At 57.1% G+C, this 15,670-nt stretch carries 12 protein-coding genes; 7 read left to right on the top strand and 5 right to left on the bottom strand.

Translation table 11 applies throughout. From position 1 onward, the window contains the following. Positions 1–141: 141 nt before the first annotated feature. The 5 genes from H9S92_RS08060 (at position 142) to madM (ending at position 5,542) form a co-directional block, all read left to right on the top strand. Positions 142–1,773, top strand: a complete 1,632-nt coding sequence (locus H9S92_RS08060) for an aspartate:alanine exchanger family transporter (protein WP_187466199.1) — start codon at positions 142–144, stop codon at positions 1,771–1,773. 156 nt (positions 1,774–1,929) lie between these two features. Further along, complete coding sequence (locus tag H9S92_RS08055) at positions 1,930–2,682, top strand: transposase (protein WP_187466198.1); 753 nt, start codon at positions 1,930–1,932, stop codon at positions 2,680–2,682. 238 nt (positions 2,683–2,920) lie between these two features. Next, a complete protein-coding gene (locus H9S92_RS08050; RefSeq protein WP_187466197.1) occupies positions 2,921–4,420 on the top strand; it encodes an acyl-CoA synthetase in 1,500 nt (499 codons plus the stop codon). Further along, positions 4,417–4,815, top strand: a complete 399-nt coding sequence (gene madL / locus H9S92_RS08045) for a malonate transporter subunit MadL (protein ID WP_187466196.1) — start codon at positions 4,417–4,419, stop codon at positions 4,813–4,815. The genes H9S92_RS08050 and madL overlap by 4 nt, the downstream gene beginning before the upstream one ends. Beyond that, on the top strand, positions 4,802–5,542 hold the full coding sequence (gene madM, locus H9S92_RS08040) for a malonate transporter subunit MadM (RefSeq protein ID WP_187466195.1): 741 nt from the start codon (positions 4,802–4,804) through the stop codon (positions 5,540–5,542). The genes madL and madM overlap by 14 nt, the downstream gene beginning before the upstream one ends. Before the next feature lie 379 nt (positions 5,543–5,921). Here the strand turns inward: madM and H9S92_RS08035 are convergent, their stop codons facing one another. Together H9S92_RS08035 and H9S92_RS08030 are read right to left on the bottom strand one after the other, a co-directional pair. Beyond that, positions 5,922–6,524 (bottom strand): gluconate 2-dehydrogenase subunit 3 family protein, encoded by a 603-nt coding sequence (locus H9S92_RS08035; protein WP_246463733.1) that lies wholly within the window; start codon positions 6,522–6,524, stop codon positions 5,922–5,924. After that, positions 6,524–8,230, bottom strand: coding sequence for a GMC oxidoreductase (locus H9S92_RS08030; RefSeq protein WP_187466194.1), 1,707 nt, complete (start codon positions 8,228–8,230; stop codon positions 6,524–6,526). The genes H9S92_RS08035 and H9S92_RS08030 overlap by 1 nt, the downstream gene beginning before the upstream one ends. Positions 8,231–8,875: 645 nt before the next feature. Here H9S92_RS08030 and H9S92_RS08025 point away from each other — a divergent pair. Beyond that, positions 8,876–9,862 (top strand): T9SS type A sorting domain-containing protein, encoded by a 987-nt coding sequence (locus H9S92_RS08025; RefSeq protein WP_187466193.1) that lies wholly within the window; start codon positions 8,876–8,878, stop codon positions 9,860–9,862. Positions 9,863–10,356: 494 nt separating this feature from the next. Further along, positions 10,357–11,247, top strand: coding sequence for a DUF6624 domain-containing protein (locus H9S92_RS08020; protein WP_187466192.1), 891 nt, complete (start codon positions 10,357–10,359; stop codon positions 11,245–11,247). 500 nt (positions 11,248–11,747) lie between these two features. On the opposite strand, the gene H9S92_RS08015 is transcribed toward H9S92_RS08020, so the two are convergent. The 3 genes from H9S92_RS08015 to H9S92_RS08005 all read right to left on the bottom strand — a co-directional run bounded on the left by H9S92_RS08015 (position 11,748) and on the right by H9S92_RS08005 (position 15,500). After that, positions 11,748–13,826, bottom strand: a complete 2,079-nt coding sequence (locus H9S92_RS08015) for a DUF4132 domain-containing protein (RefSeq protein ID WP_187466191.1) — start codon at positions 13,824–13,826, stop codon at positions 11,748–11,750. 16 nt (positions 13,827–13,842) lie between these two features. Continuing rightward, a complete protein-coding gene (locus H9S92_RS08010; protein WP_187466190.1) occupies positions 13,843–14,241 on the bottom strand; it encodes a hypothetical protein in 399 nt (132 codons plus the stop codon). A gap of 389 nt (positions 14,242–14,630) precedes the next feature. After that, positions 14,631–15,500, bottom strand: a complete 870-nt coding sequence (locus tag H9S92_RS08005; RefSeq protein ID WP_187466189.1) for a DUF2911 domain-containing protein — start codon at positions 15,498–15,500, stop codon at positions 14,631–14,633. Positions 15,501–15,670: the final 170 nt, after the last annotated feature.

Below are 15,670 nucleotides of genomic sequence, written 5' to 3'. Positions count from 1 at the left end.
GAGTTGCTTGGAGTTTTTTAGGCAAAGATGAAGGGCTAAATCTCGGCCGCCGCTCCGCCATTGCTCAATTATCCCGTCCTTTGCACCTGCGTTCGCGCCCAACTTGCTGTGTGGCGGGTTCAAGCGCGCAATTTTCTGGCCATGATTCAAGCCTTCATCCAATCTCCGCTCCTGCTGCTTTTTACCGTCATTGCCCTGGGTTATGGGGTGGGGGAATTACGCATTGGCAGTTTTAAACTGGGGGTGGCGGCAGTGCTTTTCGTTGGGCTGGGCTTCGGGGCGCTGAGTCCGGAGTTGACGGTGCCGCAGTTCATTATTTTTCTGGGGCTGGCCATGTTTGTGTACACGGTGGGCCTCAGTTCGGCCTCGGCTTTTTTCGCCAGTTTCCGGCGGCATGGCTTTCGCGACGTCTATTTTGCCTTCTTTACGGTGCTGCTTTCGGGGCTGATGGCCTACGGCATTGGCCGCTGGCTGGGCTTTGATGCGGCACTCACGGGCGGGCTGTACGCGGGGGCATCGACGAATACGCCGGCGCTGGCGGGGCTTTTGGACGCGATCCAGAAGGGCGCGGACGCAGGTGCGGTGGACCGGATGAGCGAGCAAGCCGTGGTGGGCTACTCCCTGGCCTACCCGATGGGGGTGCTGGGGGTGATGATGGCCATCGTCGCCTACCAGCGGCTGCTGCGGGTGGATTACCCCGCCGAGGCCCGCACGTTGCACCGCGATTATCCCCTCGGCGAAGAGCTGACGAGCGTCACCTACCGCGTGGAAAATGCCGCCGTAATCGGGCGGACCCTCCGCGATTTTAACCGTGCGCACCCCGCGCGGGTCGTCTTCGGCCGCATCCTGCACGAAGGGCGGACTTCGCTGACTTCCTGGGAGACCATTCCGGAGCTCGGCGACTTGCTGGTGGTGGTCGGCACGGAAGAGCATTTGGCTACGGTGGGCCCGCTGATTGGTCCGCCCGACGAAGGGCAGCTGACCTACGATCGTTCCGTTTTCGACACCCGCCGGCTCTTTGTTTCCAACGACGGCATTGCGGGTAAGACGATTGCCTCGCTCAATTTGCAGGAGCATTTCAACGTGCTCATCACGCGCGTGCAGCGGGGGGATATGGACCTGTTGGCCTCGGGCGACACGGTATTGGAGCTGGGCGACCGCATTTTGCTGGTGGCCCACCGCAATGATTTTGCGGCCATTGAGAAAGTCTTTGGCAACAGCTACGAAGCGCTGGCGCGGGTGAATTTGCTTTCCTTCGGGTTCGGCATTACGCTGGGGCTGTTGCTGGGCATGATCAACATTACTTTGCCGGGGGGCTATAGTTTTAGTCTGGGCTTTGCCGGTGGACCGTTGATTGTGGCCTTGCTGTTGGGGCAGTTGCGGCGGACGGGGCCGATTGTGTGGACTTTGCCCTACGGCGCGAACCTGACGCTGCGGCAGATGGGGCTCATTTTTTTGCTGGCGGGCATTGGCATCCGCTCGGGCCAAACCTTTTTCCAGACGCTGCAGACCGGGCTGGGTTACCAGCTTTTCCTGGCCGGCGGCGTCATCGCCATCTTTTCCACCCTGGCTACGCTGGTGATTGGCTACCGGCTGCTGGGCATCCCCTTCAGCTTCCTGAGTGGTATGGTGGGCAGCCAGCCGGCCGTGCTGGATTTTGCCATTGAGCAGGCGGGCAATAAATACCCCACCATCGGTTATACCCGCATGCTGCCGGTAGTGCTGATTGGGAAGATATTGGCGGTGCAGGTGTTGTATAATTTGTTGGGGTAGGGGATTGGAAATTTATTATTTTTGGAACGGGTTTATGACGTGCGCCGCATAAGATCCCCGCATTGGGGCAAGGGCCACCATTTGATTAACCCAAGGGCGTGACTAGAACGGTTTTGCCTCCCTGCATCCTACCGCATCACCTTAACCCATCCCTCCGTGGAAAAATACAAAAACAAATACCGCATCCCTTCGGCCCGCCACCAGCACTGGGACTACCGCTGGGCGGGTGCGTATTTCATCACCATTTGTACGCACAACAGGGCGCATTATTTCGGGGAAATTGTGGATAAAAAGATGCAATTGTCGCCGGTGGGTGCCATCGCGGATGTATTGTGGCACCAGATCCCCTACCATACGGAAAACGTGGAATTGGGGGCATTCATCGTGATGCCAAATCATATTCATGGGATTCTGATTATTCCTGCGCAGGGGGATGATCATGGGCGGGATGATGGCGGCGGGGATGATGATGGCGTGGATGATGGAATCGCGAATGATCGTGGCGGGGATGATGGCGGCGGGGATGATCGGATTGCGGATGATCGTGGCGGGGATGATGGGGGCGCCGGGGATCGCGCGGATGATGGGGGCGCCGGGGATCGTACAGACAGGGCATGCCCTGTCTCTACGCCCCCATCGCCCCCATCGCCCCCATCGCCCCCATCGCCCCCATCGCCCCCCAAAACCATCGGCCAACAACGATTTCAAAACATCGGCAAAAATTCCATTTCCTCCATCGTGGGATCGTACAAATCCGCCGTGACGAAACACGCCCGCCGCCTGGGATTTGAATTCCATTGGCAGACCCGCTTCCACGATCACATCATCCGCGATGATGGTGCCTTCTTAAGGATTTCCGCCTACATCATCAACAATCCGAAAAACTGGAAGGAGGACAAATTTTTTTGACGCGGGTGGCCCAGCGGGAAAGGACCGGACCTCCGAATGGCCACCGCTGCCCACCGAAACCCTGCTGTTTTTCCTCCTGCTCCTGCGGGGTAAGAACAGCAGGGTTTGCTGCCCTTCTTCCCCACTTGCCGCTTTCGCAAATCCTATTACCTTTATCGCCCTCACCGTCCCCACCGTGGGTGCTGGGCAGCTGCCGTCCGGTTACACCCCGTCTACACCACCGCCGAACCAACAGGGAATGATACAACTAGTAGAGAGGGCGCACGCCTTCGCCACAAGAACAGCCATAAAAAGCGAGGGACAGGATTATTCCTACGCCCAGCTCCTGGCCGCCTCAGAGAGCGTTGCCCGCAAACTTTTGAACGGGGAGCCCGACCTCAACGGCGCCCGCATCGCCTTCCTGGTACCCGCCGGCTTTGCTTACGCCGCCATCCAGTGGGGGATTTGGCGGGCCGGCGGCGTGGCCGTTCCCCTGTGCGAAAAACATCCCCTGCCGTCCATTGAATACGTCCTGACCGATACCCAGGCCTCGACGGTGGTTTTTTCGGCGGACTACGCGGCACTCCTCAACCCTCTTTTCAGTAACCCGGCCTTCGTTTTTCTGCCGGCCGAAGAACTTGGCCAGGAAAAAGGCCCTTTGCCCGAAGTAGACCCCACCCGCAATGCCCTCATCCTCTACACCAGCGGCACTACCGGCGCACCGAAAGGGGTGGTAACGACCCACGCCAACATCGAAGCCCAGATTACGGCGCTGACCACGTCGTGGGAATGGCACCCCGATGATCACGCGCTCAACGTACTCCCCCTCCACCACGTCCACGGCATCATCAACGTCTTAAGTTGTGCGCTGTGGAGCGGGGCCTGCTGCGAATTTTTGCCCAAATTCCGGGAAGCCGGGGTTTTTGAGTTGTTCCGCCGGGGGGAGGTGAACGTTTTCATGGCCGTCCCCACCATCTATTTCAAGTTGATTGCTTACTACCATACGCTGTCGGCTAAAGAACAGGAAGCGATCTCCACCGCCCTGGTGAAGTTCCGCTTGATGGTCTCCGGCTCCGCCGCCCTGCCGGTGAGCGTTCTGGAACAGTGGAAAGCGATTAGCGGCCATACTTTACTGGAACGGTACGGGATGACGGAAATGGGCATGGCCATCAGTAACCCCTACCACGGAACGCGGCGGCCCGGACACATCGGCCAGCCCCTGCCGGGCGTGGAAGTGCGCCTGGCCGACGAAAACGACCAGCCCCTTACCGCTACCGGACAGCCAGGAGAGATCCAAATCAAAGGCGCCAACGTCTTCAAAGAATACTGGGGCAAGCCGGAGGAAACCAGCAAGACCTTCACCCCCGATGGCTGGTTCCGCACGGGCGACGTAGCAGTGCTCAACGAAGACAGCTACCAGATCCTGGGCAGGAATTCGATTGACATCATTAAGTCGGGCGGCTACAAAATCTCCGCCATTGAAATTGAGGAAGTGCTCCGCAACCACCCTGGCGTCAAAGACTGCGCCGTGGTGGGCATCCCGGATGACGAATGGGGAGAAGTCATTGGTGCCAGCATAGTGCCGGCGGCCGCCGACCTCGACCTCCCCGCGCTGAAGGCCTGGATGAACGAACAGCTCCCCGGCTACAAGACGCCCCGGAAGTACCTGCTCCAGGAAGACCTCCCGCGGAACGTAATGGGGAAAGTCACCAAGCAAGCCATCAAAGATCTTTTTGTCAACTCCAGCGGCCATCTATGAAAATTTACGGAGTCGCGCTGCTGGCCGCCTGCTTTTTAATCGGCAAGCTGCTGGGCAACCTGCTGGGCCAGCTCATCAACATCGACAGTGACATCGGCGGGGTAGGTTTTGCCATGTTTCTTCTGATGGCCGCCAATATTTACCTGCGGAGAAAAAACCTGCTGCCGCCCGAGACCGAAAGCGGCATCCTGTTCTGGAGCGCCATGTACATTCCCATCATCGTCGCTATGGCCGCCACCCTCAACGTCCGGGCCGCCCTTTCCGGAGGTTTTGTGACGCTCGCTGCGGGCGTAGGGGTGACGGTGGCATGCATGTTGCTCGTTCCCGTGCTGTCTAAAATCGGGCGAGGGGATGAAAATGCCCTGCCCCAATCACCCGAGGATGGAGATCGCTAGAGACATTATCGATAAAAACGGGCTCATCTTCGCTTTCCTCTGCGTGGGCCTGGTGATGGTGTTTTCCTTCTGGGTGGCGAAGCACCTGCTGGGCAATAAAATTCCCGGCGTGGCCATCGCGATCGTCATCGGTTTGGCGCTGGCGCTGTTGGGCGGGAATAAGGGCATTGCCGATGTCCCCCTTTTTGCGGGGATGGCCGTGCTGGGCGGGGCGATGCTCCGCGATTTCGCCGTGGTTTCCACCGCGATGAGTGCGGATTTATCCCAGGTAAAAAGGGCCGGCCTGGCAGGACTGATTGCCCTGTTCACCGGCGTATCGGTCTCCTTTTTTCTCGGTGTTTTAATTGCCTTAGCAATGGGGTATACCGATGCGGTGAGCCTGACGACCATTGGCGCGGGAGCCTGTACTTACATCGTGGGGCCGGTGACCGGTACGGCGATCGGGGCTAGTTCCGACGTTATTGCCATCAGCGTAGCGACGGGCGTGGTAAAAACCATTTTTACGACCATCGTCACGCCGCTCATCGCAAAGGCCATTCAATTGGATAATCCCCATTCCGCCATTGTTTTTGGGGGATTATTGGGCACGACCAGCGGCGTAATTGCTGGCCTGGCGGCGACGGATGAAAAGCTGGTGCCCTACGGTGCGCTTACGGCGACGTTTTATACGGGGCTGGGGTGCTTGCTTTGCCCTTCGGTGTTTTATTTGGTGGTGGCGTTTTTTTAGCCCATGGGTGCCTGCTGCGCAGGGTTTTTGAACTACTTCGGATACGAAAAGATGGTTGAGGTGTTGTACGCCGAAAAATGGATTGGGTCGCCGTATAACGGCTCTACCATTTTTGAACCACTAAGAACACGAAGAGGAGCTAAGTAGGTCTGGACGTGAGGTCAAGACGGTTTGGTTCGCAGCAGCCCTGATTCGGACCTCTTGTCCGGCGAGGGTTTTTTCAGCCCATGGAAGTGGCATGGAGTGAGGGTCACGACCTTCTACGTCGCAGCGATAAACCGTGAGGCGAAGGCTGTCACTGCTCCTCATCCTAACTCCCCCCTTCGGGGGGGAGCACCTGCGGCCGCGCCCAGCACGAAATACTGCGCAGCAAAAAAAACTACAAACTCCAGGCCCGGCCATTGACGCTAGAGAGCGGAATATCGCCGTTGTATTCGCCTGGGACGGGGTCGTAATTGAGCACCTCGGTAGCGATGGTTTCCGAGCTGAGGTAGGCCCAAAGCACCATCGATTTGAAAGAGCGGTAAAAATCAATCGGCGGCTGTTCGCCCACCGCCGTGCCCCACACCTGGGGGTTGTAGCGGGCCGAGCGCTCTTCGGCCGCCGCAAACAATTCGCCGCGCTGCGCCAGGTCCAGTTCCGCGAAGGCCCGGCCGTGCAATTTGCTGGCCTCTTCCTCCATCGCGCGGATGCCCGACCCGAAATCGCCGGGGGTATCGACGCGCGGACCGGCCGCGGCCATCACCTTATCGATGAAGCGATCCACCCCAACGTCCAGGCCGCCCGGAGTCTCCGTACGGGGCAAGAGGGTATCGACGTAAGCCGTCACAAACGCCGCCTCGGCGGGGGTGAAGTAGGTGGGCTCGAAGCTCGCCTTGGCTTCTTCCTGGCAGGATTGCAAAATCGCCAGCATCGCCGGCGCGGCCAGCGCACCACCGGTCAGCCAGGAAGCGCGGCGGAGTAATTCTCTACGGTTCAGCATCAGATATTGCGTTTGTTGAGTTCAGAAACGGCGTAGTTGGCCGCGCGCGCCGTCAGCGCCATGTAGGTGAGGGAGGGGTTGACGCAGGCCGAGCTCGTCATGCAGGCACCGTCGGTAACGAAGACGTTTTTGACGGCGTGGATCTGGTTCCAGCCGTTGAGAACCGACGTTTTGGGGTCGCGGCCCATCCGGGCGGTGCCCATTTCGTGGATGCCGTAGCCCATTTCGTGCTGGTTGTTGAAGCTGACGATGTTGGTCAGTCCCGCCTGCTCCAGCATTTCGGTGGCGTCTGCCTGCGCCTGGTCGTTGAGCGCCCGCTCGTTGTCTCCCCACTCGGCGTTGATCGTCAGGGTGGGCTGCCCCCACTTGTCGAGCACGTCGGTGTTGAGTTTTACCTCGTTGCTGTGGTAGGGCAAACATTCGGAAAAGCCGGTGATGAAGAACTCCCAGGGGCCGGGAGCGAAGAGCGAATCCTTGTATTCTGCCCCGAATTCCGCGCGGTTGGCCGCTGCGCGCGAACCACCCCGGCCGGCCCCGCCCTGGAAGCCGAAGCCCCGGACGAATTTATCCGACTGGCTCTCCCGGTCAATGTTCCAGTAGCGCGGAATGTAGATGCCATTGGGCCGCCGCCCTTTGTAGTAGCGGTCTTCAAACCCTTCCACCTGGCCAACGGCCCCGACGCGGTAGGTGTGGTCCATCAGGTTGTGCCCCAGCTCGCCGGAATCGTTGCCCATGCCGTTTTCGAAGCGGCTGGACTTGGAATTCAGCAGGATCTGGGTGCTGCTCAGGGTGGAGGCGTTGAGGAAAATGATTTTGGCTTTGTAGTCAATCACTTCGCTCGTTTCCGCGTCGATGACCCGTACGCCGGTGGCTTTGCCGGCTTTTTCGTCGTAGATCACTTCCTGGACGATGGAGAAGGGGCGAATCGTGAGATTGCCCGTGGCGTTGGCCGCCGGCAGCGTCACTGCATTGGAGCTGAAGTAGGCGCCGTAGGGGCAGCCCCGGCTGCAGCGGTTGCGGTACTGGCAGGTGCCGCGGCCGTTGAGCGGCTCGGTCAGGTGCGCGACGCGGCCGATGATCATCTTGCGCCCGGGGTGGTTCTTTTCAATGCGTTCCTTGACGGATTTTTCGACGACGTTGAGGTCCATCGGCGGCAAAAAGTGTCCGTCGGGCAGCTGTTTGAGGTTCTCGGCGGAGCCGCTGATGCCGGCAAATTTTTCCACGTAGGTGTACCAGGGCTCGAGGTCTTTGTAGCGGATGGGCCAGTCGACGCCGTGGCCGTCTTTGGCGTTGGCCTCAAAGTCGATGTCGCTCCAGCGGTAGGTCTGCTTGCCCCAGAGCAGGGAGCGGCCGCCCATCTGGTGGGCGCGGATCCAGAGGAACGGCTTTTCCTCGGTGTAAGGATTTTCACGGTCGTTGGCCCAGAAATGCTCGGTATCCTTACCGATGAAGCCGGAGCGGCCGCCCTTGTAGTGGCGGTCCTTTTCCTCGGGGGTGAGCCCGCCGCGGAGCTCCATGTCCCAGGGGTCAAGGTTCATCGTAGGGTAATCCTCGACGTGCTTGACGATGCGCCCGCGCTCCAAAACGAGGGTCTTGAGCCCCTTTTCGGTAAACTCCTTGGCAGCCCAGCCGCCGGAAATTCCTGACCCGACAACGATGACGTCGTAAGTCAGCGCCTTATCGGCATCAATATTGTAGTTGGCCATAGTACATGATCGGCTTTAGCGGGCCCAATCTACAAAATTACTCGGGTGCAAGCCCTTGGCTGGGCAAAATTTCGGGCCTTTTGTCGTACCGCTAAGTTTTTTTAGGGCGCGGCCGCAGGTGCCAGGGAATGTCTTTGGGAAGCGGTGGAAGTCCCGCAAGGTATTGTCGCGGCTTTAGCCCGACCAATCACGACCGCAGGCCTCCCAGAGTACTGTCGCAGCTTTAGCCCGGCTCTTCCCAAAACGGCAGGTCCCCGATAACTAATAAAGTCTATTCCACCGCAGTTGGCCGGAAAAACACGTTTCTGCTATAATTGCCTATCTTGCCGGCGGCCACTGCAAAGCAGGCCAAAACAGCCCTGGTAACGCTACTAAAACCTGGAATATCGCTTGGTCATCCTGGATGTCCTTTGTCGTTTTAGGCGTTCCTGGCCGGGAGGACTAATCACTTAGGGTTAGTGCACTTGGCCGGAGAATCCGGTCGCTGTCCTGAACTCCCTTTCGGTAATGGTCCGGGGCCTTCACCTATTGTACGCGGGAAATAGGTAATCGGGAATAAAAAGACAAAGGAAACAAGGTGGAAGCGAATTTTTCAGAGGATGGCCAGCATTACCACCTACTTCAATTGCTTTAAAAATTCGACCAATGAAACGATTTATTTTTATCCTGGTACTGCTATGTGCCCTGTGCTCCTATTCCGAGGGGCAAATTACCTACCGAGGTTGTATCGGTGTTTTAGGTGCCCAAAACTTTACGCTTAGTCTTTCCGGAACGACCAACGACGGCGGAGTCATCCGGAATACCTACGAAAGCCTACCGGGCGATTTTACGCAAAGTTGTCCGGCGGGCGTTTGTGAATTACGCATTATCTGGGACGTTACCCAGGATCGGTGGGAAATACAACTCGATAATGACGGCCCCCTCAATGCACCGGATTACACGACTGCTGAGTTGTACTTCAACTTGTCGGCTTCCGCGCCTAATCCGCCCAGCCTGAGTTTGGGAACTTGGAATAATGCGGGCTTTTGTGCAGACCCTGTTGCCATCTTAACGGGCGATGTGCAAAGTTCCGTCGGCTTACCCGTTGAAATGGTGTATTTTAAAGCAGTGCAAAACGCGAATAAAACCACCCTGCTTTGGCAAACGGCTACGGAACAGAACAACGAAAAATTTGAAGTGGAAGCCAGCACGGATGGATTGGCCTTCCAGAAAATCGGTGAGGTGGCCGGAGGTGGCACCGCCAATGAGCCGCAAAATTACGCCTTCTTGGTGGATGTACCCACCCGCGGAATGGCCTACTACCGCCTCAAGCAAATTGATTTTGACGGGCAGTTCGTCCACAGCGAAGTGGTCAGCGTAAACACTTCCGGCGGCAACGAAGCGGTGGGCGCCTTTTATCCCAACCCCAGTAAATCGGGTGTGGTCCAGCTCATTTACCACGCCCAAGAAGCGGCGAAGATCAGCGTCTCCGTATTCGACGTAAGCGGTAAGCGGCTCCGGCAGCAGCGGCAAGTCCTTTCCCCGGGCAACAATACGCTGGGTTTTGATTTTTCCACCCTTCCCAAAGGCCTCTACGTCGTCAAGTTGGGCGACGAAGAAAGTTCCGTCCAGCGCAAACTCGTTATTGACTAAACGCGAAACGTGGGGGGGGATTTCGCCCATGGAGTTGCGTGGAGTGAGGTCAAGACGTTTTACGTCGCAGTTGTATCGTGAGGTCAAGACGTTTCACGTCGAAAGTTGTATCGTGAGGTCAAGACGTTTCACGTCGAAGTTGTATCGTGAGGTCAAGACGTTTCACGTCGAAGTTGTATCGTGAGGTCAAGACCTAGTTTATCCGTGGGCGGCATTTAGCCCATGGAGTTGCTTGGAGTTTAACATGGAGTTGCATGGAGTTTTTCGCGGCTAGCCAAGTATGGGGCCCAGCAGATTGCCGCTGTATAGGTCAAGCGTGTTAGGGAAATCCTAGCGTTTTCAGGCACCAAGTCCCACGCTGGTACGTCTCTTGTTCCAAAGTCTGTGAAAGACCTTATTTTACTGCCCTGACCAGCTGAATGCACAAATCACAATTGGCCCAGCACCGGGCATTCACAGCGGGAGCGAGGAGTGACCGAAAAAGGAAACGCAGCATGAAAATACTAACCTTGTTGATAGCCAGCCTAGGCTTTTTAGCGTCTTGTGGTCCAGCTGGCCCCTCTCAAAGAACGGAGGAAGAAATTTGGAAATTGGGGTGGCGCATGATCGAAAGCTCCATCGAGGAAAACTTTGTGTTGGCGGATAAGCAATTTGACTCTCTACGGAACATATCGCCTCAACTCGATCTTCAGTACCTCGTCGTAGGGCTTAAGGTCAAAAATAAACTTGGAAAATCAGGGGAAATTGCTACGCTATTGAATGCTCAAGAAGAAGCGGCGTTGCAAGAGATTTGCGCAAAGCAATTTTCTCCAGAATTACCATCCTGTGCCAGCACCCCTGCCCCCGCCGTAGAAAACCAAGAATTGCAGGCGGAGTTAATTCGTATGTACGTTGCCGACCAAGCAGCCAGAGGCAATATAGTGCAAGATATCATCGAGAAATACCAGATTGACCCTGCCAGCGTCACTCCAGGGGTAGGCGTCACAGTGGACGAGCAAAACAGAAACCGGCTGAAAGAAATCTTTCAACAACACGGATTTCCCACTAAGCAATTAGTAGGTAGGGATGCTATGCAGGGCGTATTTCTAATGATTCAACATAGCGACGAAGATAAGGAGTGGCAGCAAGCTCAGCTTAGCAACGTAGAAAGCGCCGTGAAAAATGGTGACATGGACGGCCAAAGTTTTGCCTATCTGTACGATAGGATCAAAATGAACAATGGCGAAAACCAATTATACGGAACGCAGTTTAGCAAAGTGGACCCAGTTAACAAAACGGTCGAATTAGCCAAAACAGACGATGTAGAAAATTTAGATAAGCGGAGAAGGGAGATTGGGATGATGCCAATAGAAATGTATAAACGATTGGTGCTGCAAGATCTTTAAAGTGGTTGGGGTGGTACCAATTCGCGGTTTGCCTCCAAGCATCATTTGCGTTTTAGCCCATGGAGTTGCTTGGAGCTTTGCATGGAGTAGCATGGAGTTTTCCCAGCCAGCCCCATCCTGCTAAAAATCTCGGCTCTAGCTGATCGTCCCTGGAAGGGACCAGCGTAGCGTCGGGTAAAGCCCGACGTTTTCGATAAATGAAGTTCGTTGGAGTTTCCCCGGCCAACGCGAGGTCAAGTCGTTTCACATCACAGTTCTAAATCCCCGGCCGCAGCAAAAAATCCCCCCTCCCGCGCAAGCCCAATCAAATATCCTCTATCGTCTATCGTCTATCCCAATGTAAATCCTGCGCGCAGTAAAAATCCTTCGAGCCGCGCAAGCCCACCACCCAGCCGCGTAGCCCAATCCTAAATCTTAAATCCTAAATCGTATTTTGTAAATCCCCTTCTCCCTCAACCATCTCCGCGCCCGCGCCCAAAAAATCCCTACTAAAAAGGAAATCACCACCGCTTCAACTGCCGCGTTATCGTCACGTCTTTTATCTTGTCGTCATCGGCCAGGAGTAGCGCTTTGGATAGAATAATCGAGAGCGTCCGGTCGCCCTCGAAGGGCAAATAAAGGCCTTCGCCGGGAGTGGCCCGCGCACCCGTCGGCCCCGGCACGATGCACAAATACTGGTCATTCGGCTCCATCAAAATATTGCCGCTGCCGATGTGGATTTTATAGTGACGGATTTTACCCCGCACCCGTAAGTATTTATCATCGAGCGTAGCCACGTTGCGAATTTTCAGGCGGGGCAGCAGCCGCTCCAGCGCGAGTTTCCGATTGGCCCCCAGCTCCGTAAGCGCATCCGTCGAGTAGCTCCGCCAGTAAGTCTGGAACCTTTCCCCGCCCCCGTCGGCCCACTGCTCGTCGTTGCCGATGCTGGCCACCCCAACGAACAGGTCGGTATCCCGCAAAACCTCCGAGAGCACGATGGGCGGGACCCGCACGAGCTCCAGCACCTCCCGGCCATTGTTGAGGTTGAAAAAGCGGACCTGGTCGGTGCCCACCACGTTCCAAATGCCCATCTGGTTGAAGCCGTCCCGGTTATCCAATTCCTGGATCAGGTATTCGGCGCGGATGCCCACTTCCTGAAGCTCCTGGTAGCAGGGCTGGGTCGCCATGCCGTGGTCGAAGGCACCGATCAGGGAGTAGGTCCAGCCCCGACCCCGCGCCAACTGCGCAAATTGGTGTTGTTTCAGCAGGTGTGCCGCCATCCGGTTGCTGTACGTGCGGGTATTTTCTTCGGCCAGCGTCAGCAGGTACACCTCGCGGAAGGCCTGCTTCAGCGGCTGCGTCAATTGCCGCGCGATGCAGTAAGCCCGCCAGGCTTCCACCTCGGTGGTCGTAGCCAGCGCGGGATGCCACATGCGCACCACGCTTTTGTCGTTTACCTCCACCGGTTCCCCGGCGGCATTTTCCCAGCCCTCCGGTCCGCGGATGGCACTCACGGCCGTTTCCGCTCCGCCGTCGCTGAATTGCCAGATGAGCCGGTCGGCGAAGTAGCGCAGCAAGTCCTTGCCCAGCCACGTTTCCAAAAAGTAGGCCATGGGGAGGCTGCGGTTCAGGCGCAGGCTCCAGTCCAGGCGGTCCCGCAAACTGCTGCTGTCGCTTTCCAACGCCTTTTTCGTGGCTTTCAGGCGCGTCAAGTCTCCCGCAAAGTGCGCGCGTACGGATTGGGGCACGCTCTTTTGCGTTTTGTCCGCTTTCCGCCAGGTGAGGGCCACCTTGCCAGGTTTTTCCAGCCGGAGCACGGCGGTGTATTCGCCGATGCTGCTTTCGAGGACATCGCCCCGCAGGCCGTAGTCGCGCACGGATATATCTTCGATTTCCTGCCGACTCAAGTTGCGAGTCCCCGCACTTTCGTCCAGCAAACGCTCTATTTTTTTGCGGATGCTGCTCTGCTTAACGCGGTAGCTGAGGCTGGCGAGTTGGCCGATGCCGTGGTGGCCTTCCATCAGGGCCAGCGCTGCGGTGCAGGCGTTGCCAATGGCCAGGTCCAGCGGTCCCTGGCCCGGTACTTTTTTGTAGGCCACCAGCGCAATGCCGCCCAGGTGGTGCGCAAAATCCTCGCGGTCCTGCTGGCTGCAGAGCCAAAGGAGCCCCTTCACCACCGGCTGGTGGTTTTTGTGGATCAGGTAGTCGCGGTACTCCGTGGCGGTGTATTCGGCGGGTGTAGTAGGTTTAATGGCGTGCAGTAGCAGGAGGAAATCTTGCAAAAAAGCGGTGCTGGCCTCTACTCCGAAGGCCGTACCCAGCGCCCGGGCCTTCTTGCGCCAGGTGGCGGAGGGCCTTGCGGCGGAGGCGGTGGCGGCGTGGCGCAGCAGGGCCTGGAGGCCGGGCTCGACATCGTGCTCCTTGATCAGCAGGTTCATGGGCAGGCCAAACGCATCGAGCAAGGGATTGAAATCGAAGTCTTTTGGGGCCGTCGTTTCCTGAATGGCGGCCACGGTGCGGGCAAAATCAGGTGCATTGGGCGCGGCCGCAGGTGCCGGGGAAGTCTTCGGAGCGAAGAATGGTAACAATTGCTTGATCATCAGCGTAAGGATTTGTCTACCCACCAATCAATTGGGTAAGCTTGATGAAGGTGACTTCCTGTTGCGCCGTAGCAGGAATAACTTCTTCCAGCGACGTTACCTGCCGGTCGCCCACCAGGACGAAAAAGACGTTCCGCTCGAAGGCCTGTAGTGCTTCCAGGATCGGATTTTCCGCATCCACTGCCTTCAGCCCCGAGAGCCTGCGCACCATGGCGTTGAGGCGGCTTTCGGCCGGGGCCAGATCCACCAGATAGCGGTAATGCTCTGGCGTAAGCTTGTTCCGCCGCCCCACTTCTTCCGTCACCCTCGCCGCAATCAAGTCGCGCACAGTGATCGTCTCCAGGTCAATGTCCAAGGGGTGTTCTTGCAAAATTTCGCCAAAAAGTGTAGCGTCCTTGATGATAAAGTGGCCCATGGTTCACTATTTGATTCAAAAGTAGGGCCGCTTACGCAACTGGGCAAACAAATTGATGCTAAAGTTGAAATAAATTTTAAAATGAAACTATTTTGATTACGTAATGAGCTTGAATGGTGAGGTCAAAGCGTTCCACCATTGGTTGAGGCGTTATACGCCGAATGTGGACGCTTTGAATTTCCTTCAGCGACGTGGAAAGTCTTGACCTCGCGCAAAAAACTCCATGCAACTCTATGCCACTCCATGGTCAAAAAGAACCTCGCCGGACCAGAGGTCCGGATCCAGTCTTGCCCTACTTAGCCCCTCTTCGTGTGCTTAGTGGTTCAAAAAAAGAGCGAAGCTCCCCTTCGTACGCTTAGTGGTTCAAAAAAAACTGCGAAGCAGGCACCTCACCAAGCCTTCTGCCCATCCGCCGTGCCCGCCACGATCTTCGCCCGCTGCTCCGTATAAGCCTCAAGAAAGGCATTGAGCGTCTGTTGGTCATCGGCGTACTCCCGGCGGAGGGCAGCTCTTCCTTCGTCGAGGGCCTTTAGGGCCGCCTCTTTTTTGCCCAGTTGCAGGTAGGCCCGCACGAGCTGCCGGTAAGGGTATTCCGCAGGATTGTCCCGCTGGATCCGTTGGATGAGGGAGATGGCTTTTTCGGGTTCTACCTTATTGAAGAGCAGGTAATTCACTGCCCGGAAATGGTCTTCCTCGACGTATGGCGTGGAGCTCTTCAGCAGGTTGTTGATGTAGGCCGTGGCCGACTGCTCCGATTGCGTTTCGATGGGGATGCTTACCTGTACGTCCGTCCAGGTGATGTAGAGGCGGGCGCTGTGTTGCAGCACGTCGAACTCCAGCGAGAGGGCTTCGTAAAAGCGGTTAGGCTGGGTGACGGGGACGCAGATTTGGACCTTATAGGTTGATTTGTCGTAACGCATGCTGCCGTGCGCGGCGTCGTGGATCATGATGGTCCATTCCGTTTTATCGGGGATGGTGATCAGCGCGTAGCCACCGGCTGGCAGTTCCTTCCCGGCGATGGTGACGGGCTGGTCGAAACGGATGAAGGTGGCCTCCGCGCCGGTCTGCCACTGCTGTCCGTAGGGCACCTGGCCCCCAAAAATCTTCCGGCCCCGGGCGATCGGCCGGGCGAACTCCACCGTAATATGGGTATTGCCCACCTGCTGCCGCAACTCGGCCTTCGGGCTAACGGGCGGCAACTGCGCCCACAATGACGCACTCAAACAGCAAAGAAGAAAAAGCAGGGAACGAAAATGCATGGGAAAATCGCTTGAGTAGGGTGGTGCGGGGTGACGATCCGTCACACCACGACTACGGGTGATGATAAGGCCGGCAAAGTAGCGCCAGCCCCGGCCACCGGCCCCGATCCAAATGTAAAAAGGTGTAAAGGCGGGGTAAATTCAGAGGTCGGGATCCACTCCACGTAACT

This window comes from Neolewinella lacunae, from assembly GCF_014349155.1.
Classification (GTDB): domain Bacteria; phylum Bacteroidota; class Bacteroidia; order Chitinophagales; family Saprospiraceae; genus Neolewinella; species Neolewinella lacunae.
This window is presented reverse-complemented; position numbering and strand designations above follow the sequence as displayed.